Genomic DNA, 22,464 nt, shown 5'->3' with positions numbered 1-22,464 from the left:
ACGTGTGCCATTTACAGTGATTATCTCTGTATGCCACGCCCATCAACAAAGATAATCACGTTTCCGTGCCAATTTTTGTGATTATCTCTGTATCTCCAACAGTATTGCAGAGAAAATCACATTTCCACGGCAAATTCTGTGATTATCTCTGCATATTGGGTAGTTGTATGTACGCCAATCACATAAATGCGGCCGTTCATGCTGCTACTGTCGGCGGCACCGCTGCACCCAAACCTTCACCAACCGCAGATGTCGAGCACCTCGGCGATGACCGTGTCGTTGAGCAACCGCCCTTTACGGGTAGGGACGATGCGATTGCCATCAAGGATCTCGATCAGTCCGGCACGTTCGATGCCTTCAAGCCGGCTCCGGTCGACCGTATGCCCCGAGGCCTGATCGACGCGCGAAATATCAAGCCCCTCGTGCAGACGCAACCCGAGCATCACCGTCTCCTCTAGGTTCTCCTCGTGGGTGATGGCCTCGCTGCCGGCCCACGGCACACAGCCGGCGTGCATCGCCTCAGCCCACTTGCGCGGATGTGCGATGTCCCAAGCGCGGATGCCAAACTGGTTGTCGTCCGATTGCCCGCCATTACCGACTCCTGATGTGCTGCCTTCATCACCTTGTTCGACTTGCGAGAGACCAGTAAAATCCATTTTGGTATGGGCCTCATCGTTGCCGGTAGAGGCAACAACGGTTTTTCGAAACCCGCCTTCATCCACATCGCGTGCGCCACCGTCCGCATGCTCACGCCACGCGCCGACGCTCGACGTGCGGTAGTGCGAGTGGGCGCCCGGGCCGATGCCAGCCCAGTCGACGTTGCGCCAATAGCCCAGGTTGTGCCGGCTTTCATAACCCGGCCGCGCCCAGTTCGAGATCTCGTACCATTTGAGGCCGGCCTGCGCAAAGAGGTCGTCGGCGAGCTCGTATTTCGCCGCCTCATCGTCGTCATCGGGCTTGGCGATCTGCCCGGCCTTGATCTGCCGGCCCATCTTGGTGGTCGGTTCGACGGTCAGCGCGTACGCCGATATATGGTTGACTCCCAGCTCGATGGCCGTTTCGACGGACACACGCCAATCATCCATGCTCTCGCCGGGCGCCCCATAGATAAGGTCGACGCTGGAACGCAGCCCGACCTTGTTCGCCGCCTTGACTCCGGCGACGACATTGGCCGGCGTATGCGTGCGGTCAAGCGTTTTGAGCACATGCGGCACCGCCGATTGCATACCGAATGAGATACGCGTGAATCCTGCGGCTGCCAACGTTTCCAAATACCGTTCGTCCACCGTGTCGGGGTTGGCTTCGGTGGTGATTTCCGCACCGTCCTCGATACCCCAGATATCGTTGACCGCGCCTAGCATCCGCCCAAGGTCCTCCGCAGGCAACAATGTCGGCGTCCCTCCCCCGAAGAACACCGTCGCCGCGCCCGGTTCGTCGATGCCGTGCCGCTCCTGCCACGCCCGCACGAGCTTCATCTCGCCGATGGCGAGGTTCGCGTAATTGCCACGCGACGCGCCAGAACCCATATCGACGGCCGTATACGTGTTGAAATCGCAGTACCCGCACCGCCGGTAGCAAAACGGCACATGAATATACACTTCGAACATAACGTTTCAGTCTAGCGTGAGGACGATATTGACCGGATAAGCCGCCCTTTGCGTTTCTTGTCAAGAACGATTACTTCCCAAGCAACTGGCGGTGACTACCCGTCTCCACCAGCAGCAGAGTCAATGTCTCATGTTTGACACGATAAATCAACAGCCAGTCTGACTCGATATGCAACTCGCGGAAAACGCTCAGATTCCCTTTCAGCGCATGGTCATGGTATCGACGACGCAAGGTCTCCTTGTCCTCGTTGACCAGCACACGCACCACCCGCTCGAGTTTGTCGAGATCGTAGTGTTTTCTGCCAAGCGCCTTTGCCTGACGCAGAAATGTCGGCGAGCGCTCAATGCGTTGAAGTGCCACGAATCTCCTCCATCAGGTCGTCCACGCTGTCGAACGAACGCGTAGGCTCGCTCGCGGCCTTGAGCACTCTTTCCTCGAAGCCGGATAGTTCAGGTCGGAAAGGCAACGCCTGGTCGACCACCGTCTGATGCAGAAACATGTTGAGCGCGGTTGACATATCCAGTCCCAGCTTGGCAAAGACTGAGCTCGCCTTCTCCTTGGTTTCGGTATCGGTCCTGAAGTTGATTCTCGTGACCTTCGGCGCACTTGCAGACAAACTCATAATTGCTCCTTATATGTCTATTGTACGTACAATAGTATCACGTTGAACCTTAAAAGAGAGATAGCTTAGCTCCAATACAGAATCTAGTTGTATTCATACCGATTTCGATACAAAATTCGGTGTATTCATCCAATTTTTCGAAGAAAAACCGGTTACGCTCATCAACAGAGAGCAGAATCAGCACAATAGACAATCCGCTCTGCTATACGTTAGGCTAAAGAGAAACCGACAACTGGAAACAGCCGAAGGAGACATCATGAGCGACGAGAACGTGTTCATCATCGACGGCATCAAAACGCAATGGGACGACGACTCACTGCGCATCTCCGAGCAAGGTTTCGACCGCACCGCGCTTATGGACAACCGCGGCAACATCCTTTCCTCCACATTCGGTAAAGAAGGCATTCCATTCCTGAATCATTGGTTCGCCCGTGTCAAGCCGATGATCGACGAGTTCCGCGCCATCGACCGGGAATACGCCCATGCCTGAGGTATTCTTCCTCGCCGGTTACAGCGTTACTTCAGTACTCTGGACAAAGAACATGGTATCCATGTGCACGTAGCGCGCGGATCGAAAAGAGATCTTGCGCGCTTTGTTTTACAAAGTGACGGCACAGTAGTTTTCGCTCATAACCATGGTCACATTCCGTCAAAACATATCAAGCTGATCGAAATTGCCATCAGACAAAACTTTGACGAAATCGTTGATGATTGGCGTCGCCTTTTCGGTAGTAACATACACTTCGATAAATAATTCAGAGCATAAACAGTTGGGTAAAAAAACCGATATCGTATTTAGGCCCACACAAAATCGGCATCGGGACCGGCGCCTATTTCGAAATGATATTTTGCGATGCCAAGGTCGGTGCGGGTGCAGAGGCCTAGGCCGGCTTTGGCTTCGACCGTGCGGCCATCGGGTTGCAAAGTGAACGTGAATTTCTGCTGGTTCAACGACGTGGGGGCAAGCAATGCGGCCTCGACGCCGGCTCGGAACCATTGCGGCGTCGCCACGTTTTGTGGAACCTGAGCAACTTGATCGTATTGCTTGCAACGATGCTGTTGGCCGTGATTGGTGCCATAGCCCATGACGATGGCGAACCTTGGCCGCTCACCGCGTTCCAGCGCGACATGCTTGGAAAGGTGACGTCCGAACTGACGCACCCAACCAGTATCGAGACCGAGCTGCGTGGCGCGCAACAGCACGTGTGCGCCGTAATAGCCGCAACGTTCCTCCCAGTCCGACGTACGATCCGAGACGATGGCGACGAGGTTGCGGGCGCCTTTGTAGATGCCGTAGTCGGTGAGGAAACCCTCGAATGCGGCAGGATCGTTGAGCTTCAACTGCATGCTCAGGTTGCCTTTGCGGTTATATTGGTCGATGGTCCTTTGAAGCTCATCGACAATATCCTGCGGAATCGGCTTGTCGGTATAATGCCGAACGGCATGACGCACCCGAATCGCTTCGCTCAGTTCCATCATGAACCTTATTTCACGGCCTTTTCGGCGGCGCGAATCTTGTTCTTGGTGTCGATGTCCATGGACTTGTTGGCTCCGGCCTCACCGGTCGAGAGGGCGGCGACGAACGCCTCCTGCGGCACCTCGACATGGCCGAGCATCTTCATGCGCTTCTTGCCGGCCTTCTGTTTCTCCAAGAGCTTGCGCTTACGGGTAATGTCGCCGCCGTAGCACTTGGCGAGCACGTCCTTGCGCAGGGCGCGGATGGTCTCGCGTGCGATGACACGGGAACCGATGGCGGCCTGGATGGGAATCTCGAACTGCTGGCGCGGGATGAGCTTCTGCAGCTTCTTGGTCATCATCACGCCGTAGCTGTAGGACTTGTCGCGGTGAACGATGGCGCTGAACGCGTCGACCTTCTCCCCTTGGATGAGGATATCGACCTTGACGAGGTCCGCGGCCTGCTCACCGTCCTCGTGATAGTCGAGCGAGGCGTAGCCTTTGGTGCGGCTTTTGAGCTGATCGAAGAAGTCGAAGACGATCTCGGCCAACGGGATGCGGTAATGCATCTCGACGCGCTCGGGGCTCAGGTATTCCATCGTGCCCATCTCGCCGCGATGGTCCTGGCACAGGTCCATCACCGAACCGATGAACTCCTTTGGCGTGATGATGTCGGCGGCGACCATCGGCTCGACGATCTGCTTGATCTTGCCATCCGGGAATTCGCTCGGGTTCTTGACCTCGTGCAGCGTACCGTCTTCGGCGGTGACCTTGTAGGTCACGTTCGGGGCGGTCGAGATCAGGTCGAGCCCGAATTCGCGGCTCAGACGTTCGACCACGATCTCCATGTGCAGCAATCCGAGGAAGCCGCAGCGGAAACCGAATCCCAGCGCCACCGACGTTTCCGGCTCGTAAGTCAGGGCCGCATCGTTCAGCTTGAGCTTGTCGAGTGCGTCGCGCAGTTCCGGGAACTGGGCGTTGTCGATCGGGAAGATGCCAGCATAGACCATGGGATGCGGGTCGCGGTAGCCGGGCAGCGGCTCGGTTGCCGGACGAACGGCCGAGGTGACGGTGTCGCCGACCTTGGATTGGCTGACGTCCTTTGCTCCGGTGATGATGTAGCCGACCTCACCGGCGCCAAGCGCCTTGGTGGGAGCCATATCCGGGCTGATCACACCGATCTCGATGGGTTCGTGCGTCATGCCGATGCCCATCATGTGCACCTTTTCGCGGCTTTTCAGCTCGCCGTCGACCATACGGATGTAGGTGACGATGCCGCGGTAGGTGTCATAAACGGAATCGAATATCAGCGCACGGGCGGGAGCCTTCGGGTCGCCGTGCGGCGCAGGAATTTCCAGCACGATCTGGTCGAGCAGATCCTTGATGCCCTCACCGGTTTTGCCGGAGACGCGCAGCACGTCGCTTGGCTTGCAACCCAACAGGTTCGCGATCTCCTCGGCGTGCTTGTCGGGTTCGGCACTGGGCAGGTCGATCTTGTTCAGGACCGGAATGATAGTCAGGTCGTCCTCGATGGCCATATAGAGGTTGGAGAGTGTCTGAGCCTCGATACCCTGCGTGGCATCGACCAGCAGCACCGCGCCCTCGCATGCGGCCAGCGCACGCGAGACCTCGTAGGTGAAATCGACGTGGCCGGGGGTGTCGATCATACCCAGCGTATATTCCTGTCCGTCGAAGGTCCATGGCACGCGCACGGCCTGCGATTTGATGGTGATACCGCGCTCCTGCTCGATGTCCATGCGGTCGAGGAACCGGTCGTGCATCTCGCGTTGCGGCACGATGCCGGAGAGCTGGAGGATGCGGTCGGCCACCGTCGACTTGCCATGGTCGATATGCGCGATGATGCAGAAATTACGAATCAGCGATTGATCGGTGAATCCCGGTTTGTTCTTCGCCTCAGTCACTGATGTCACTCCTTCATACCCAAACGTTTCGTAACGGGGTCTCTCCGACTCCGCTTTTTCCTATTGCTATGTCTTATTCTATCGGCCGAGGTGGGCAAAGGATTGCCGGAGATTATTGCCGAGGAACCTTATAAAAAGTATAAGAAATCATGCAATGGTGAAACACGCAACGTCATTTCCTTCAAATACGCACGAAATATCGGCATACAGTGTTATTCTAAAGTCTTGTATGTCCTTATAGAAAACGTTGTTTGGAGAAATTGTGGCAAACATTAAGTCGCAGAAGAAGCGCGTGCTGACCAATGAAAAGGCGCACAAGCGCAACGTGTCCGTGAAGTCCAGCCTGAAGACTGCGATTCGCAAGACCCGTGAAGCCATCGAGTCCGGAGACAAGGCGGCAGCCCAGGCTGCTTACCAGATCGCCGGCCAGAAGCTCGACAAGGCCGCCAGCGCGGGCGTGGTTCACAAGAACCAGGCCGCCAACCGCAAGTCTAATCTCGCGGTTGCCATCAACAAGATGTGAGCTTTTCGCTTTAGGCATCGACCTTAGGGTCAGTAAAAACTCCTTCGGTTTCCAGGATTTCAATATCCTTTGGAAACCGGAGGAGTTTTGTTATTGTGCCGTCGGCTCCACCGCGTCGAACCTGTGGCTCAGAACGAAATCCTGGTCAGCGCGAAGAAGAGGAACGCCGCCAAGGTGAAGATGAACAGCGGTGAGCGCCAGCCACGGTAGGCGTGCTTGGGGCTACGGTTGCGGCGGTACCAAGCCATGATCTTGTCCTTGTTCACCACCACCAACACGATGGCGACGACGAAGAAGACACCATCGAATGTCCACTGCGCCACGGTCTGCATGGGCTCGGCAAGCATGCCGAACAGCCTGCCGACTCCTTCGCATATCACGAGATTATAAAAGATGTGCATGCTCATCGACCATGCCACAGAATACTCGCTGGCCATCCAACCGAGCACCAAGCCCAGCAGCACGGCATTGAAGCCTTGGCTGATGTCGCCATGGATGAAACCGAACAGCAACGCTGACGTTACGATGGCGAAAATCCTGCCATAGCGTTCCAGATTCGGCATCACGATGCCACGCATCAGCAGCTCCTCGGTCACAGGCCCGACGAAACCCAACGAAAGCAGACCGAAGATCGAGCTGCTCACCATCTGGTCGATCTCGTCGCCATTGCTATGTTGCGACCATCCCAACAGATCCAGCGCGCCTTGGAAACCTTGGGCGAACAGGTCGCCGACCGCCGAGAAAGCCAGCATCGCGACAAGCAAGCAGAGCCACATCCGCCAGTTCATCGGTTTTCGGGATGAGAGACGTATCGTGAAGCGGATTGATCTTGAGCCTTGCGATTTGTCGATATAGAGCTTCCGACACGCCAGCAGCACGACAAGGATGGCGATCGGCTCGCTGACGGTGCCGACCACGGCGTCTGTCTTCTTCTCCGGCATATGGCCAAGCATGGCGAAAACAACACCAATCACCTGCAATACAAGCCACAGCACTATAAAGCCCCAGATGATTGCGGCCTGGTGCCCCACATCGTGCCGTCGCTGCCCGTCTGGGCTCAACGGTTTAGCTTCAGCTTGCGGTTGTTGGAATGGCGCAGGCAGGTTGGAAAATCCACCTTGAACATTCAATGCCGTCGCAGCTCTTTCATCAACTTCTCCTTCTGCAGCAACGGCGTTCTCACCATTCTCACCGTCAACAACGTCAACGCCATCAACGCCATTAACATGGTCAGAACCGCTCAAACGGTCACCGTCTCCTTGACAACCAGAGCCGCTTAAACCGTCATCTCCTTGATAACCAGAATCATCTACGCCATTATTTCGGTCTATATTGCCAACGTTATCCATGCCATTCGAAATGTAGGAGTTATTCGGGTCTCGCGGAACGTCCGTGACGTTCAACCCGTTCAAGCTCCCCATGTCACCTGTCGCCTTCTCCCCTGTCTCGACCATCTTCTCCTCCGCGTCTCGATTTTGTTGGAATATATTCAAAATACCATAATCGTATCGAAATTCATAATTTTTTTAACGTTTATCATTAATTCTTTGTTGATTAGTGATATGCTCTTGCTATCAGTCAGTTTACAATCGACAAAGGAGCAACGCCATGTATGAAACAAACAAAGTCGACGCCTTCATCATGTGGGCCGCGAAAATCCTCGAATGGTTCAACATCGTGGCATCGGTGGTTCTGCTGGCCGGCACGATTTATCTCGGTGTCGGGCAACCTTGCCCAAGCTGGATCAAAGAGGCCACCATTCCAAGTATTTACGGTTTTACTTTCGGTATGACATTCTCAGTCATATCCCATCATTTGGTTGCTTTGGGCTGGTACGCTATGGAAGGCATTGCCATTCTCTTGATTCTGGCGTATGCATTCCACAATCTGAGCGCGGCCTTCAAAACCTTGCACCAGCCAGTTGATGGTCAGAACCCGACCCCGTTTCAAAGCTCAATCACGAAAAACATTCACGTCTCCGGAATATGCTTCATCGTTGTTGCAGTATTGGATATGATCGTTTCGTTTGTAATGGGAGCCATTGACGGAGCTTCTGATTACTTCCTGTCACACACTGAACATTTAGATAGTGCGGATATTTCCAACGCTTGGCTGCCTTGGCTCATCATCGGTATCTTCATTCTCTGCATCACTCGCATTCTGCGCTATGGCGAAAAACTGCAGCAAGAATATGACGAGTTGATTTAGAGAGGTAAATCATGATTTTCAAGCAACACTCGGCACGTTCAGCAACTCGAGATACCACGTCATCACCGAACGATGAGAACCAATCCGCGAATACCGCAAATGTAGCGGACCAAAACGACACCGCCGATACCCTATCAGAAAATCGGGATTCTTTACCATTGACGTATGAGGAGAAAGTCCGCCTTGCCCAACAACAGCACACCACGACCGACGCCATCACTCCATCCGTTCCAGCAGCCGATGAACCTCACCAGCCAAAAGGAACCATCGTGCTGGAACTCGACAAGGTGATGGTCGACCGGCATATGTCGCTCAAGGAGCTGGCGGACGAGGTGGGCATCTCCAACGTCAATCTTTCGAAAATCAAGAACAACCGCGTGGCAGCCATCCGCTTCACGACACTGGCCGGCATCTGTGAAGCTTTGGACTGCCAGCCCGGCGACATCCTCAAGTACGAGACAAAACAATCGATGCGATAAACGCCCGTCCAAACGACGAAAAGCACGTTCCTGGTCCGTTTTCGTGACTTTCGTCGTTCGCCTCGAATTCGAATATCTGGACTTCCAGGCGAACGCGATGACAGAATCCGCAGGCAATCAATGATTACAACGGGAAGTACCTTCGATATTCTCCGGACGCAGCATCGATGCGGGATCCTCGTGCCGCTGACTGACCACTTGGGCCTCATATAAACCGCGGTAATACGGGCAATCGGACAGCAATGTCTCGTGATCACCCTCTCCGACGATATCGCCGTCACGCAGGACGACGATATGACTGGCGTGGGTGATGGTGGTGAAACGATGGGCGATGAGGATGGTGGTGCGCCGCGCCCCCCTCTTCCGTATTATCCGCCCGATCCAGTGAGTTGAAGAAATGCTTCTCGGAAAGGGCGTCCACGGATGCGGTCGGCTCATCCATGATCAGCAATGACGGCCGCCTGAACAAAGCGCGGGCCAGGGCGACTCGCTGCCATTGCCCAATGGAAAGTTGGTAGCCACCCTCGAAGTGCCTTCCCAATACAGTATCCAGCCCCTCGGGCAGCGACTGCCCGAGCCTCTTCATCCCTACCAGATCAAGCGCATGTTCAATGGCATCATCATCGTCGATGCGATCCGGATCGCCAAATCCCACATTCTCACGCAAGGGCCGCTCATATCGTATATAATCCTGGAAAATCGCGGAACACCGCTCGTACAATGACGTACGGGAATATTCACTGATATCTCTGCCGTTAATGAAAATCGACCCTTCAGTGGGCTCATAGACACGTAAAATCAGTTTTGCGATCGTCGATTTACCCGCACCATTGAGTCCAACCAGAGCCGAACATTGACCGGCGGGAAGATCAAAGGAGACACCATGGAGAATCTCTTTGCCATCGATGGAACCAGGATAGGCAAATCGTACGTTTCGGAAGGAAACGGTCACGGGCGTTCCATCATCGAGTTTCTCGTCGCCGGAGCGGATCACAGCCGGCTCAATGTCCATGAGATGAACCCAATTGCCGGCGTACAGCAGACTCTGATAGACGCTGGAGACCGAAACCAAAATGAGCAGTACCGATTGTCCGAATGAACCTGTCGCGCTGATATAACCGGCCAGCTGCCCGACGTTGCCTGTATGCATGGCCTGAATCGCACCTACGGAGACCGCCCCGATATTGGCTAGGGTCGTAAGAATCCCCAAGCCAAGCGCAATCCACAGATAGGTACGCGACATAGCGAGATCCTGTTTGAGAAAACCTGCGATAAGCGTCTTGTAACGTCCTGACAACAAACCACCCAGACCAAACAGATGGACTTCCTTGGCTGCATTATCCGATGTCAGAATCGAACGATAATAGTCCGACAAGCGTTGTTCGCCTGCCCGCTGGTAATCGATATTGTACTGTTTGGAACTGGCCATCAATGTGCCGATGGTACCTGGAATAGGCGCCAGCAGAAGGAAAAAGGCCACCCATTTGTTCCATGAAACCAGTAAGGAGAATACGGATACGATAGTGAGCAGCGACTGTAGAAAATCACGTGCGCTATCAAATATAGCGAAGATATGTCCGCCGGTATCCCCTCCGGCCCGCTGTATGCAATCGTTGGTCTGTGCATCCTCGAACTGCTGCGTTTCGAGCGTAGTGAGCTTATCGACGATACTGCAATTAGCGTGGTAGGATAGTTTTTCTCGAATTGAGTCGGAGAGATATTTAATGACGTTCTCGGCCACGAACATTGACACTAAGACCAGAGCAAAAAATATCGCCGAATCGACAACCTTCGCAAGCACACCCGTAGCCACGGAATTCACGATCTGCGTTGTGGCCAAAATCTGTAGGGGCGACAGCAGGGCCCGCACCACAGTAAGAACAAGGAGGACAATGACGGATATCGGTGCTACTGCCGTCAATAGCCGTAATGACTTTCGCAATGTCGTCAGAGACGGGATGCGAGAACGCCCCTTTGCCGCAGGCTTATCATTCCTCGTACTATCACCAGCTTCCATGCCGCTCCCCTTCAAGTCGATTCCATAGATGCGATATGGCCAATGCTACGAATCAGCCAATAACCATCTTTTTCTAATAGTCCACCTGACCCATATATATCATTGACGTGCATATGAAACAAATCCTCTTGTCGAGAACGGATAAAAGAGATCTTATCTGCTCTCGAACCCGGGAAGGGTTCCTTCAGCAGAAAATCTTGGTCGATTCTCGGTTTTTCGCCCGCTCTAGCCAAGATAGCATCAATGTGTCATTTGAACTTGTCGCAATTCTAAAGGCATTATCGTTCGCAGTCAGAATTGGTCACATCTGTCAACGATTACCGTCAGCTTTTTCGTCGTCGCCCTTGACCGGCAACGGCAGCAACGCATGATGGCGTTTGATCGCCCCCGGCACCTTCCAATCGAAACGGACGGACAATACACGCAGGACGACAACGAAAGCCACAACGGCAATATCGCCGATGACTTCGAATGTGAACGGGATATGCCCACCCTGATAGGCACGGGTGACGAACACCGTCAGGACGCTGCCGATCAACGCCGGAACGGTGTACCAATGACTGTCGCGGATGACCGCAGGCACATCGTTCAAGAGCATGTCGCGAATCAGCCCTCCCCCGATGGCCGTAATCAACCCCATGAAGACGGCGGTCATGCCGGAGGTGTGATAGATCAGCGCCTTTTGCGTCCCATTGACCGCATACAGCCCCAACGCCAAGGCGTCAAGCGCCACCATCGGCCATTTGAGCCTGTCCACCTCGGGATAGATGACAGCGACGGCGACGCCGGTAATCAATGAGGTGATGACCAGTCCCCTGTCGGAAACACCGACAGGTGGCAATGCACCAAGCAGCACGTCACGGATGATGCCGCCGCCGAGGCCGGTGAGCCAGACGGTCAGGAGGATGGCGATGAAATCATACTTTTTCTTGACGGCGCACAGCCCGCCCAAAAGACCGCAGCAGAAAGTCGCGATATATTCGATGGCCCAGAAAAACACGTTACTTTCCAGCGCCAACTGCATATCGCACATCCTTTGCATATTCGTTTGAATAATTGAAGAATATACCAGGTAACGGCCAAACACGGCTATCCAACACTCTGTTCGCATGCGATACTGTAATCCTTGGGTTTATTGCAGCGTCCCGTTGAAGCGGCGCAGCGATTCAGACCGAATCCTCACATACAAAACGGCCTGCATCGTCTCCAAACCCCAGGAAACAATGCAGGCCGCTTCAACAAACCTCAAAGCCGGCAATCGGCGAAGCCGTTCAGCAGACCTTCCACATCCAGTCGTGCGGATCGTCGATCTCACCCATCTGGATGCCGAGCAGCTCGTCACGCAGCTGCAGCGTGAGGTCGCCGGACTTGTTGCCGTTGACCTCGACGTCGAAGGTCTCGGACTTGAAGCGGCCGATCGGGGTGATGATGGCGGCGGTGCCGCAGGCGAAGACCTCGGTGACCTCGCCGGACTTGATGTCTTCCAGCAGGTCGTCGAGCTTGATCATGGTCTCGACGACATCGCGGCCGTGGTCCTGCGCCAGCTGGATGAGCGAACGGCGGGTGACGCCGGGAAGGATGTTGCCCGTCAGCGACGGAGTCTCCAAATGGCCGTCCTTGTGCACGGTGAACATGTTCATGCCGCCGAGTTCCTCAAGGTAGGTCTTGGTGGCCGCGTCGACGAAGCAGACCTGCTCGCAGCCGTGGTCGGCGCCGCGGTACTCGCCCAGCAGGGAGGCCGCATAATTGCCGCCGCACTTGGCGAAGCCGGTGCCACCGGGGCCGGTGCGGAACCACTTGTCCTCCACCCAGATGCTCACCGGCTTGACGCCGCCCGGGAAGTACGGGCCGGAGGGCGAGGCGATGACGCAGTAGTCGACGGTCTGCGGGGCGCGCACGCCGAGGAACGCCTCGGAGGCGAACATATACGGGCGCATGTAGAGCGTGTACTCGCGACGGGTCGGCACCCATTCGACGTCGCGCTTGACCAGCGCGGCGACGGAACCCAGGAAATCGTCCTTGGAAAGTTCAGGCAGATAAAGGCGCTTGGCGGAATTGGCGAAACGCTCGGCGTTCGCGTCCGGACGGAACAGCCATGTGCTGCCGTCGGCGTGGCGATAGGCCTTGAGACCTTCGAAGCACTCCTGCGCATAGTGCAGAACAGAGGCGCCAGGATCCATGGCAAGCGGGCCATACGGTTCGACCCGGCGATCGCCCCAGCCGCTGGACTTGTGCCATACCATGTGGACCATGTTGTCGCTGAAAAGCTGGCCGAACGCCGGCTTGTCAATCAGCTTCGCGCGCTCGGCGTCGGTTGCGGGATGTGGGTTGTCGAGAACCTCGAAAGGCTCGGTCAATTGCGACAACGCTTGCGGATCATGATGGGTTTGCTCAGTCATTTGCACTTCTTCTTTGCTTCAGCCGCCGTGACGGCCGGAATGGTGGTTTGCCGTACGCTTGTGGCGCTTTGGTTATGCTGCTACCTTTGCACAGAACCGCACAGGTATGGTGGAATAGTTCACATTCTGAAAATCCTGCCTAGTCAATCGAAAACAATCACCTATCAAAACCAAAGAACAAAATGACCCGTGCAGCCGATATAAACGGACTGCACGGGCCAATATGAAGAGATTTACGGACCAACAAAGAATCCAAAAATCTCAGATATCGCTAACGATATCTGCTGATCACTTCTTGTCGGCGTCAGCAGCTGCGGCATCAGCAGCAGGAGCAGCGGCGTCACCTTCGGCCGCGGCGCCTTCAGTGCTTTCGGCGGCGGCATCCTCAGCGGAGACCGCGGTGGTGGCGGTGGCGTCCTCAGGCACCTCGACGGTGACCACGGACTCTTCGGGATCGGTGTTGACGAGCTCGACGCCCTTCGGCAGCTCGAGATCATGAGCAAAGACCTTCTCGCCGTCCTGCAGGCCATCGACATTGACGTCGATACGCTCGGGCAGCTGGTCGACGCTGGCACGCACACGCAGCTGCTGAATATCGACGAACGCGACTGCCGCGCCCTTCGGGGTACCCACGGCGAAGACCGGGACCTCGACCTCGATCTTCTCGCCCGCCTTGACCTCGTAGAAGTCGATGTGCTCGACAATGCGCTTGACAGGGTTGCGCTGGACGTCCTTGACGACGGCCATCTTGGAATCCTTGCCGTACTTGATGGTGAACAGCGCGTTCGTGCGGCGCAGGGCCAAGGTGGTCTCACGCATCGGCAGCTTCACGAAAACTGGGTCGTTGCCGCCGGCGTAGATGGTGGCCGGAATCTGCTTGGCCACGCGCATACGGCGGGCCACGCCCTTGCCGAACTCATTGCGGACTTCGCCTTCGATGGTAATGGTGTTTGCCATAATCTAATCTCCTTGAGATTTACCTACTAATACACTGCGTTGTTTCGGTGCACCGACGCGCCGAAATCACAGCCTCAAAGAGACCCAAAACATTCAGCCCAGTCGATAACGGGAATCGCTTCCCCTCGCCAAAGCGCGGCAGATATTCAGACCTGCCGAAACAACACTCAATATCATATCAGCCGGCCTGACATGCCACCTCACATTGTCGATAATGGCGTAAAGCGATGTCTCCGATTGCAAAATCCCGCTCCAGCCTTCATTGGCGGAACGAGATTTTTATGGCACGAAACTACCGATACGGCGAATAATACATCACCAAAGACCGATGACCTTCCACCAGCCGACGCCGACGGTCAGGAAGATGACGGTGGTGACCATGGCGCAGATGATGCCCACACGAAGGAATTCGGAGGTCTTGAGATAATCCGCGCCGTAGATCAGGGCGGAGGGGCCGGACGCATAATGCGTCATGGCTCCGATCAGACCGGAAAGAGCGCCAAAGGTGAGTACGGCAACGGGCGCAGGCGCACCTGCAGCGATGGTGACGGTGACGAAGAGCGTGTACAGCGCGACCACCTGAGCCAGCTCGGAGGCGAACAGATAATGGACCAGCACGTAGCAGATGCCAAGAATGAAGAGGACAGCATACCAAGGCATGCCACCTACCATGTGTGCGATCAGGCCGCCGAGCCAATCGGTGACGCCGAGGGTGCTCAACGGCTTGGCCATGCCGACCAGCACGCCGAAGAAGATCAGCGTGGACCAAGCGGACTTGTCGTTGGCCATGGATTTCCAAGTGATGATTCCCGTGCACAGTAGGATGGTGACGCCGAGGAAGGCGACCGTGGTGGCCGAGATGCCGGTCATCGAACCGGTGGCCCAGAGGATGAGCATCAGCACGAAGGAAAGCGCCATGACCCATTCCTTGGGGCTCAGCGAACCCATCGCTTTGAGTTCCGCTTTGGCGTCCGTCCTGGCGGTGGGCACATGCTTGATGGTCGGCGGGAATATCTTGTAGATCAAGATCGGAATGAGGATCAGGCAGAGCAGACCGGGAATAATGCAGGCGATTGCCCACGTTCCCCAGCCGATCGGATGGTGCATCTGCGAGGCAAGCTGAATCACCACGGGCCCGGCGGCCATGGAAGTGGCGAACATCGCCGAAGTGATGGCGTTGACGTTGTTGGCCGTGGCGGAAAGGAACCCACCCAGCTTCTTGCGGGATTCCTCGGATTCGGTGGTCGACCCCTGAACCTCGCTGATCGATTGGATGATCGGGAACAGAATGCCGCCCAGACGTGCGGTATTGGAAGGTGTGGCAGGCGCCAGCACCAAATCAGCGGCCGCAAGGCCATAGGAGATGCCGAGGGAGGATTTGCCAAGCCATGAAATGAAGACCAGCGCGATGCGACGTCCCAGACCGGTCGAGACGAAGCCCTGGGCAATGAAGAACGCCGCGACGATCAGCCAGATCGAAGCACTGCCAAGGCCCGAGAACGCCTCTTTCGAAGGATCCATCGCCCCGGTGAGCATGGCCACGGTCAGGCCGATGATGGCGACAGCGGAAGTCGGCAAAGGCTGGAGAATCAGGCCGAGAATCGTACCGACGAACACGCCCAGCATATGCATGCCACCTGGGTGCACCCCTTGGGGAGGCGGTATGACGAAAATCGCAAGTCCGACAACCACGCAGATGGCGGCCTTGATGATCTTGGTCTTGTTAATGGCGATGGCTCCAGACGACGGAGCCGGGGAATTTGCTGCCATAGCTTCTCCTTAAACTAGTGGACGGTGCCTGATAAATGGGCTTCTTTGCCACTCAGCAGATCGTTTTTCTAGGCTATCCGATAGGCAATGTTGTCCACAAATAACATTTTCTAATATGCGTCAATCCTTGAAATTCCGACGTTTTATACAGATCAACCGTCGTGTATACGATATTGGAAATATTTATTTGCGGGGCCGCCATCCTCTTGTATAGCGTGAACACGTAAGCACATGCTTCGGTAAAGACGCCGAGGCCTTTAAGAGAATGCGAGCGATGATGACAACGATGAACGCGTTACACGATTCCTTTGTCAACCGTGATCTGGCCTACTCCTACGACGAACGCAAGGAACTGGGCATCGATGGCCTGCTTCCTGCGGCCGTCCAGGACCTCGATCACCAGGAGGCCGTGGTCTATGAACGTTTCCAGTCGAAGACGACCAATCTGGAAAAGCGAATCTATCTGATGAGCGTATGCCGCAGGAACCGTAACCTCTTCTACGTGAGCATGGGTCGTCACCTGACCGAGTACATGCCCATCGTCTACGCGCCGACCGTGGCCCAGTCCATCCAGCGTTACACAGAGTTCTACACCGGCAGCGATGTGGCCTACATCTCCATCGACCACCCCGACCGCATCAAGGCTGCGCTCAAACAATATGCCGGCGATCGAGAAATCGACCTGGTCGTGGCCACTGACGGCGAAGGCATCTTGGGCATCGGCGACTGGGGTTCCAACGGGGCGGAAATCCTTACCGGCAAACTCGCCGTCTACACGGCCGCAGCCGGCATAGACCCCTCACGCGTGCTGCCGGTGATGATCGACGTCGGCACCGACCGCAAGGAGCTGCTCGACAACCCGAATTACATGGGCAACCGCTTCAACCGCGTGCGAGGGCAGCGTTACGACGATTTCATCGACGACTTCGTGCATGCAAGCCTCGATCTCTACCCCAGCGCCCTCATCCACTGGGAGGACTTCGGACGTTCCACCGCGGCGCCGATTCTCGAACGTTATCGCAACAACGTACTGACCCTGAACGATGACATCCAAGGCACCGGTGTGACCATGCTGGCCGCACTGATCGCCGCCCGCAACATCGCGAAAACCGATTTCAAGGACACCCGCATCCTGGTCTACGGTGCAGGCACCGCCGGAGTGGGCATCGCGGACCAGCTGGTCGAGGATCTCATCGAACGCGGCGGCATCGACCCGGAGGTCGCCTTGCGTCAGGTGGCGCTGGTCGACCGCTTCGGCCTGATCGAGGAAGGTCAGGACGACCTGACCGAAGGCCAGAAGAAGTATGCCCGCAAGCCCGGGGAATTCGCCGGACTCAGCGACCCGACCGACTTGGCAGCCATTGTCGAGGCGTTCAAGCCGACCGTGCTTATCGGCACCTCCACCAATACCGGTGCCTTCACCGAGGACGTGGTGCGCACGATGTCCAAGTACTGCGAGCGCCCGCTGATCTGCCCGATCTCAAACCCGACCGAGCTGATGGAGGCCAAGGCGGTCGATGTGATCAACTGGAGCGACGGCCGTGCGTTCGTCACCACCGGCACACCTTCCGATCCGGTCGAATACAACGGGGTCACGCATTACGTCGGCCAAGGCAACAATGCGCTGATGTACCCTGGCATCTGCTTCGGCGCCATCGTGGGCAAGGCCAGCCATATCAGCCAAGGCATGCTTCTGGCCGCGGCATACGCCATCTCGGATATGATCGACGTCGACAAGCCGGGCGTGGCCGTTCTGCCACCGGTCAGCAGTCTCACCGAAATCTCACGCCGCGTGGCCTACGCGGTGGCCAGCGAGGCCATAAAGGAAGGTCTCAACCGCGAGCCCGTCGGCGACGTGAATGCGGCACTGGACGCGGCCACCTGGCATCCCGGATACTAGGATTCCGCAGCAAAACGATTGATGACAATACTCGTTTTGCTCATCGGTAGAGACGAAACCCAACAATAACCATCGCTGACAGCGGACGATTCGACTTTGCGGCATCAGGTGCAGCATATGAGGTTGAATCGTTCGCTGTCAGCCAATTTCCGGACAATCATCATTTAAACTGAACCGTATCAAAGGGGATAGAAGGGCAGGTCATATGGCTTCTATAGAAAGTATTCGTGATCTCGAATTGTTCCGTCTGGTGTGTGAGCTTGGAAGCTTCACCGATGCGGCAGCCGTGGCCCATGTCTCCCAACCCACCGTTTCGCAGGCAGTGAAACGCATGGAAATGCGAATCGGTTCCCCGCTGATTCGCCGCAGCCGTTTCGGCGCGGACGGAGGTCTTGTCATCACTGCGGCAGGACGCGTGCTGGTACAGCGCAGCAAAGCTATTTTCGACCAGATCGACGGGCTTAACGATGATTTGAAACACCTGAACTCACCCAGCCGCTATCGCGTCGGCCTGCCTCCCATCCTTTCGAAATATCTGTTCGGCAATAATTCATTCGCGACTTTGGGCGATGCCGTGGGCGGCAACGTCGCCATCTCGACGGTGGGTTCGCAAGCCATGTTGCACAAGATCAAGCAGCATACCGTCGATTTCGGAATTATCGCCGTCAGCGGGGATGCACCCGATATCCCCGGCATCGATATGGTCAAGGTGGCCAGTTCATCATTCGGCCTGGTGACCTCGCGCAACCGTAAAGGCATCACCCCGCGCGTGGACATCGGCACGCTTCAGAGGGGTGACGGCGATCTCAATTTCGTGACACTCAACCATGAATATGTGCATGCACAGGCCTCTGATCAATTACTGAACGAGCTGGATATCCCCATGCCGACCATCGAGGTCTCCGATGTCAACATGATGAAATCCATCATCGCTTCAAACCAAGCCATAGGGCTGATGGCCTCCATAGCAATCGAGGACGAACCGGAATTCAGATTCGTACCGCTTGACGGCGCGCAACTGCCTTCTTTCGACATCTATTCTTTCATGAATCATGCGGCCCGTCACGAACAAGGAGCCGAGGCGTTCTCTTCACTGGTCAACCGTCGTTTTGACAGAGACAAGAACGGGAAAAGCTGAACTCGCGATCATATCTGGATTCGCATAGCGATACCTTACAATGGAAGTGAAACAGCTCAACGGCTTGTCGTTCATGTCCAGGGAGGTCCTATGAGTCAGCAATACACCAGCAAGACACGGCTTATTCGACTCTTGACCGGCCTGACGGTCTCTATCGGCACGTTCTATGCACTCGCCGACTATCTTTTCCGCTTTGTTCTCGAGCCCGGCTCAAGGCATTCCCTGTTCAGCAGCAACCGGCCGGATACCACTCTTGCCTCCCGTCAGCCACACCACGACGCCGATGAGGAGGCCGAGGCCGTACGCTGGTTCGACAGTGCCAAGCGCGAAGCGAAAATCACAGCCCGAGACGGGACACGCCTGCACGGCTGGATGCTCGACCCCGACTGCGCCGACTCTCCGCGCCATCTCTATGCCATTTGCGCTCACGGATTCTCCGGAGATCCGAAGGAGATGGCGAAATATGCGCATCGTTTCGCCGGCATGGGTTTCACCGTGCTCACCCCGGCCAGCCGTTGCCACGAATTGAGCGGCGGGAAATACATCGGCATGGGCGCCTTGGAACATCGTGACCTGCTGCTCTGGATCGAAACCATCGTCACCACCGACCCGAAAGCCCAGATCCTGCTGGACGGCAATTCCATGGGAGCGGCAACGGTGATGCTCACGGCGGGCGACCCGCATCTGCCGAAGAACGTCAAGGCCGCCATCGCCGACTGCGGCTACACCAGCCTTGAAGACCAATTCCTATATAGCGCGAGACACCTTTACCACGCCCCGACGTTCCTGGCCCGCCCGGTGATCGGCATCATGAGTTCCATCGCACGCAGGCGCGCCGGTTACGATTTCAAGGAAGCCTCGTGCGTCAACGCTTTGGGACACACCTCGATTCCCATGCTTTTCATCCATGGATCGGCAGACGACTTCGTCGACCCGGCAAGCCTCGACCGCAATTTCCGGGCCTGCGCAAGCACCGTCAAGCAAAAACTCATGATTGCCGGGGCCGCGCATGCGATGTCGGCCTCTACCGATCCCAAACGCTATTGGAAGACCGTAACGGCGTTCGTGGGCCGTGTGTTCCGCCTGGAGCGGCCCAAAGGCGTCGGAGGGTATATCGTTTTTAACTGATAGCGCAAACCGTTTGTTTCCGTACGTTCAGGCGGCAATCCATTGTTGCGGCTTCACATATCCGTTTGCACAGGCACAGTATTTTCTTCCCTACTGTTTCAGCTTCGAAAGCATGGCATGACTTACCTGTCGCGTCTAACCGCCTTACGCTACCGTAAGGTGACGAAACACGACAAATCCTATAGAATTGGCTTTATTACTTGAAATACCGCCATAACAGAAGGTCGAGGAAAGCGCACGTGTCAGTCATCAATTCACTGAAAAAGGGAACGCTGAAGTTAAGTCAGAAGGCCTTCCATCTGGGAAGCGGTTTCGAGCATCCGGTCAACACCGAGGATCCGGAAACACCCGATTTCAACGACGAACGCCATCTCGCAACCGTAAAACCCGTCGATTTCTCAACCCTGCCCCACACCCACGAATGGGGTCCGGGCTACCCCACCAAGCTTTTCGTGGACGAAAAGACCGGCCTGCTAACCGTGACCACGGCTGGGAATCCTCCCGTAGACGACGACATGTCGATCTACGATCTCTACGTCGAGCGCGCACAGCGCATGGGCGACGATCCTCTCTATACTTTCAAAGTCAACAACCAATGGGTCACCAAAACGGCCAACGAGTTTCTCGAGGACGTACGCGCTGTGGCCAAGGGCCTGATGCACTACGGCCTTGACAAAGGCGATGGCGTCTCCTTCATGTCCCACACCTCTTATGAATGGGACGTCGTCGACGCGGCGGTTATGGCCGTGGGCGGCGTGCTTGCGACCATTTACGACACTGATTCGGCCGAGCAGATCCGCAATATCGTCAACAATTCGGATTCACGACTGCTCATCGTCGAAACCAATGACATGCGCGAAAAGGCGGACGGTGCCGTTGAAGACTGCCCCACGCTGGAAAAGATCTACACGCTTGAGGCGGGCGCACTTGAAGAGCTGCGTGATTACGGCAAGTCGGTAAGCGACGAAACACTCGACCAACGCATCGATTCCATCAAGAAAACCGACCTGTGCTCCATCGTCTATACCTCAGGTTCCACCGCAGCACCCAAAGGCGTCGAGATGACGCACGAGCACTACTGCACCACTGCGCTGAATCTGCGCGATTACATGCCTGATCTGCTCCATCAAAAGGGCAAATCCGTCCTGCTTTTCCTGCCACAGGCACATACCTTCGCCCGTGCGGTCAATTACATCGTGGTCGCCAGCGATCTGCGCATCTACATCGCCGGCGGCATCAAAACGCTGATCAGCGACCTGCAGGTCTCCAAGCCCATCGTCACCATCCTCGTACCCCGCGTATTGGAAAAGGTGTACAACGCCGCCTCCCAGAAAGCCGGAAACGGGCCAAAGGGCGTCGCATTCGCCGCAGCCGTTGTGGCGGCGCAGGAATACGAGAAGGAAATAAGCGAAAACGGCAAGGCCGGCTTCACCACGCGCGCACGCCGCGCCGCCTTCGATCCGATCGTCTACAAATCGTTGCGCGAAGTCCTTGGCGGGCAGGCCGAATGGTTCGTCGCCGGCGGCGCTCCCCTCGACCCGGAGCTGCTCGCCTTCTTCCGCGGTGCCAATGTGCCCGCCTACGAAGGCTATGGCCTGACCGAAACCACCGCACCTTGCGCGTTCAATCCTAAGGGAACGCCGTTCCATGAGGGATCCGTAGGCGTGCCTTACCCCGGCTTCTCGATTCGTTTGGCCGAAGATGGCGAGATTCAGGTCAAGGGCACCTGCGTCTTCCACCGTTATCACAAGAACGACGAGGCCACCGAACTGGCTTTCACCCCCGACGGCTGGTACGCCACCGGCGATCTCGGCCGTATCAGCGACGACGGTTTCCTCTATATCACCGGACGCAAGAAGGACCTCATCATCACCGCCGGCGGCAAGAACGTCGCCCCCGGCCCGATCGAGGAGATCATCCAGCGCTGCCCGTTCGTTTCGCAGGCTCTGGTACTTGGCGACAAGCGCCCGTTCATCTCCGCGCTGGTTACTTTGGACGAAATCTCGCTGCGTTCCTGGCTCGATGCCGCCGGTCTGGACCAAAACATGCCCATGGAAGAAGCCTGCAAGAACGCCGTGGTGCGAGCGGAGGTGCAGAAGTGGATCGACAAGGCCAACGAAGGAGTCTCTCGCGCCGAATCCGTGCGTAAGTTCATCCTCCTGCCTGAAGAATTCACACAGGAGAACGGCCTGATGACCGCCTCAATGAAGGTCAAGCGCCCCGCGGTCATCAAGCGCTACGCCAATCTGCTCAACACGCAGATGTACACCAAGAAGAAGTAGCCGTCTCCGTTTCGTTGCGTACCTCATTTGGTGCTGGTAAAGGGCATATTTGTTAT

At 56.2% G+C, this 22,464-nt stretch carries 20 protein-coding genes; 9 read left to right on the top strand and 11 right to left on the bottom strand.

Translation table 11 applies throughout. The features are described 5' to 3' along the window. Positions 1–236 precede the first annotated feature (236 nt). The 3 genes from hemW to OZX75_RS02465 form a co-directional block, all read right to left on the bottom strand. Positions 237–1,607 carry a radical SAM family heme chaperone HemW gene (gene hemW, locus OZX75_RS02475; RefSeq protein ID WP_277146669.1) on the bottom strand — a complete coding sequence of 457 codons (1,371 nt, stop codon included), beginning with the start codon at positions 1,605–1,607 and terminating at the stop codon, positions 237–239. A gap of 70 nt (positions 1,608–1,677) precedes the next feature. Then, entirely contained in the window at positions 1,678–1,968 is a 291-nt protein-coding gene (locus OZX75_RS02470; protein ID WP_277146668.1) for a type II toxin-antitoxin system RelE/ParE family toxin, read from the bottom strand. Continuing rightward, positions 1,949–2,230 (bottom strand): type II toxin-antitoxin system RelB/DinJ family antitoxin, encoded by a 282-nt coding sequence (locus tag OZX75_RS02465; protein WP_277146667.1) that lies wholly within the window; start codon positions 2,228–2,230, stop codon positions 1,949–1,951. Before OZX75_RS02465 ends, OZX75_RS02470 begins: the two co-directional genes overlap by 20 nt. A gap of 256 nt (positions 2,231–2,486) precedes the next feature. Between OZX75_RS02465 and OZX75_RS02460 the strand changes: the two genes are divergently transcribed. Both OZX75_RS02460 and OZX75_RS08615 read left to right on the top strand, forming a co-directional pair. Then, positions 2,487–2,720 (top strand): hypothetical protein, encoded by a 234-nt coding sequence (locus tag OZX75_RS02460; protein ID WP_277146666.1) that lies wholly within the window; start codon positions 2,487–2,489, stop codon positions 2,718–2,720. Between the two features lie 3 nt (positions 2,721–2,723). Then, a complete protein-coding gene (locus tag OZX75_RS08615; RefSeq protein ID WP_525930270.1) occupies positions 2,724–2,984 on the top strand; it encodes a DUF4160 domain-containing protein in 261 nt (86 codons plus the stop codon). Between the two features lie 41 nt (positions 2,985–3,025). Here OZX75_RS08615 and OZX75_RS02455 read toward each other — a convergent pair whose 3' ends face one another. After that, the gene (locus OZX75_RS02455) at positions 3,026–3,709 is read right to left on the bottom strand and encodes a nitroreductase family protein (RefSeq protein ID WP_277146665.1); all 684 of its coding nucleotides are present in this window, start codon (positions 3,707–3,709) and stop codon (positions 3,026–3,028) included. A gap of 5 nt (positions 3,710–3,714) precedes the next feature. Next, a complete protein-coding gene (gene lepA / locus OZX75_RS02450; protein ID WP_277146664.1) occupies positions 3,715–5,607 on the bottom strand; it encodes a translation elongation factor 4 in 1,893 nt (630 codons plus the stop codon). 262 nt (positions 5,608–5,869) lie between these two features. On the opposite strand from lepA, the gene rpsT reads away from it, so the two are divergent. Further along, positions 5,870–6,130: a 30S ribosomal protein S20 gene (rpsT, locus tag OZX75_RS02445; protein ID WP_277144664.1), complete on the top strand. Its 261-nt coding sequence runs from the start codon at positions 5,870–5,872 to the stop codon at positions 6,128–6,130. Positions 6,131–6,258: 128 nt separating this feature from the next. Here rpsT and OZX75_RS02440 read toward each other — a convergent pair whose 3' ends face one another. Next, a complete protein-coding gene (locus OZX75_RS02440; protein ID WP_277146663.1) occupies positions 6,259–7,584 on the bottom strand; it encodes a CPBP family intramembrane glutamic endopeptidase in 1,326 nt (441 codons plus the stop codon). Positions 7,585–7,738: 154 nt separating this feature from the next. On the opposite strand from OZX75_RS02440, the gene OZX75_RS02435 reads away from it, so the two are divergent. Beyond that, complete coding sequence (locus tag OZX75_RS02435; protein WP_277146662.1) at positions 7,739–8,338, top strand: hypothetical protein; 600 nt, start codon at positions 7,739–7,741, stop codon at positions 8,336–8,338. 158 nt (positions 8,339–8,496) lie between these two features. Beyond that, positions 8,497–8,817: a helix-turn-helix domain-containing protein gene (locus OZX75_RS08610; RefSeq protein WP_525930262.1), complete on the top strand. Its 321-nt coding sequence runs from the start codon at positions 8,497–8,499 to the stop codon at positions 8,815–8,817. A gap of 277 nt (positions 8,818–9,094) precedes the next feature. Here OZX75_RS08610 and OZX75_RS02425 read toward each other — a convergent pair whose 3' ends face one another. From OZX75_RS02425 to OZX75_RS02405, 5 genes are all read right to left on the bottom strand, one after another. Next, positions 9,095–10,834: an ABC transporter ATP-binding protein gene (locus tag OZX75_RS02425; RefSeq protein ID WP_277146661.1), complete on the bottom strand. Its 1,740-nt coding sequence runs from the start codon at positions 10,832–10,834 to the stop codon at positions 9,095–9,097. A 310-nt stretch (positions 10,835–11,144) separates the two neighbouring features. Continuing rightward, the gene (locus OZX75_RS02420; RefSeq protein ID WP_277146660.1) at positions 11,145–11,858 is read right to left on the bottom strand and encodes a trimeric intracellular cation channel family protein; all 714 of its coding nucleotides are present in this window, start codon (positions 11,856–11,858) and stop codon (positions 11,145–11,147) included. 247 nt (positions 11,859–12,105) lie between these two features. Then, positions 12,106–13,233, bottom strand: coding sequence for a branched-chain amino acid aminotransferase (locus OZX75_RS02415; RefSeq protein ID WP_277146659.1), 1,128 nt, complete (start codon positions 13,231–13,233; stop codon positions 12,106–12,108). 288 nt (positions 13,234–13,521) lie between these two features. Next, positions 13,522–14,190 carry a 50S ribosomal protein L25/general stress protein Ctc gene (locus OZX75_RS02410; RefSeq protein WP_277146658.1) on the bottom strand — a complete coding sequence of 223 codons (669 nt, stop codon included), beginning with the start codon at positions 14,188–14,190 and terminating at the stop codon, positions 13,522–13,524. Positions 14,191–14,505: 315 nt separating this feature from the next. Beyond that, a complete protein-coding gene (locus tag OZX75_RS02405) occupies positions 14,506–15,960 on the bottom strand; it encodes a DASS family sodium-coupled anion symporter (protein ID WP_277146657.1) in 1,455 nt (484 codons plus the stop codon). A gap of 265 nt (positions 15,961–16,225) precedes the next feature. On the opposite strand from OZX75_RS02405, the gene maeA reads away from it, so the two are divergent. From maeA to OZX75_RS02385, 4 genes are all read left to right on the top strand, one after another. After that, positions 16,226–17,860, top strand: a complete 1,635-nt coding sequence (gene maeA, locus OZX75_RS02400) for an NAD-dependent malic enzyme (protein ID WP_277159537.1) — start codon at positions 16,226–16,228, stop codon at positions 17,858–17,860. 205 nt (positions 17,861–18,065) lie between these two features. Next, a complete protein-coding gene (locus tag OZX75_RS02395; protein WP_277146655.1) occupies positions 18,066–18,998 on the top strand; it encodes a LysR family transcriptional regulator in 933 nt (310 codons plus the stop codon). Positions 18,999–19,088: 90 nt separating this feature from the next. Further along, complete coding sequence (locus tag OZX75_RS02390) at positions 19,089–20,126, top strand: alpha/beta hydrolase (protein WP_277146654.1); 1,038 nt, start codon at positions 19,089–19,091, stop codon at positions 20,124–20,126. A gap of 239 nt (positions 20,127–20,365) precedes the next feature. Further along, positions 20,366–22,408: an AMP-dependent synthetase/ligase gene (locus tag OZX75_RS02385; RefSeq protein ID WP_277146653.1), complete on the top strand. Its 2,043-nt coding sequence runs from the start codon at positions 20,366–20,368 to the stop codon at positions 22,406–22,408. The last annotated feature ends 56 nt before the right edge of the window (positions 22,409–22,464 follow it).

The sequence above is a fragment of the Bifidobacterium sp. ESL0800 genome (assembly GCF_029395355.1).
GTDB lineage: Bacteria > Actinomycetota > Actinomycetes > Actinomycetales > Bifidobacteriaceae > Bifidobacterium.
This window is presented reverse-complemented; position numbering and strand designations above follow the sequence as displayed.

Excerpts from the sequence above, each read along its gene's own strand:
- maeA (WP_277159537.1), top strand. The coding sequence starts at position 16,226 with ATGCGAGCGATGATGACAACGATGAACGCGTTACACGATTCCTTTGTC.
- OZX75_RS02395 (WP_277146655.1), top strand. The coding sequence starts at position 18,066 with ATGGCTTCTATAGAAAGTATTCGTGATCTCGAATTGTTCCGTCTGGTG.
- hemW (WP_277146669.1), bottom strand. The coding sequence starts at position 1,607 with ATGTTCGAAGTGTATATTCATGTGCCGTTTTGCTACCGGCGGTGCGGG.
- OZX75_RS02420 (WP_277146660.1), bottom strand. The coding sequence starts at position 11,858 with ATGCAGTTGGCGCTGGAAAGTAACGTGTTTTTCTGGGCCATCGAATAT.
- OZX75_RS02405 (WP_277146657.1), bottom strand. The coding sequence starts at position 15,960 with ATGGCAGCAAATTCCCCGGCTCCGTCGTCTGGAGCCATCGCCATTAAC.
- OZX75_RS02440 (WP_277146663.1), bottom strand. The coding sequence starts at position 7,584 with ATGGTCGAGACAGGGGAGAAGGCGACAGGTGACATGGGGAGCTTGAAC.
- OZX75_RS02435 (WP_277146662.1), top strand. The coding sequence starts at position 7,739 with ATGTATGAAACAAACAAAGTCGACGCCTTCATCATGTGGGCCGCGAAA.
- OZX75_RS02410 (WP_277146658.1), bottom strand. The coding sequence starts at position 14,190 with ATGGCAAACACCATTACCATCGAAGGCGAAGTCCGCAATGAGTTCGGC.
- OZX75_RS02425 (WP_277146661.1), bottom strand. The coding sequence starts at position 10,834 with ATGGAAGCTGGTGATAGTACGAGGAATGATAAGCCTGCGGCAAAGGGG.
- OZX75_RS02455 (WP_277146665.1), bottom strand. The coding sequence starts at position 3,709 with ATGATGGAACTGAGCGAAGCGATTCGGGTGCGTCATGCCGTTCGGCAT.
- OZX75_RS02390 (WP_277146654.1), top strand. The coding sequence starts at position 19,089 with ATGAGTCAGCAATACACCAGCAAGACACGGCTTATTCGACTCTTGACC.
- OZX75_RS02460 (WP_277146666.1), top strand. The coding sequence starts at position 2,487 with ATGAGCGACGAGAACGTGTTCATCATCGACGGCATCAAAACGCAATGG.
- OZX75_RS02465 (WP_277146667.1), bottom strand. The coding sequence starts at position 2,230 with ATGAGTTTGTCTGCAAGTGCGCCGAAGGTCACGAGAATCAACTTCAGG.
- OZX75_RS02415 (WP_277146659.1), bottom strand. The coding sequence starts at position 13,233 with ATGACTGAGCAAACCCATCATGATCCGCAAGCGTTGTCGCAATTGACC.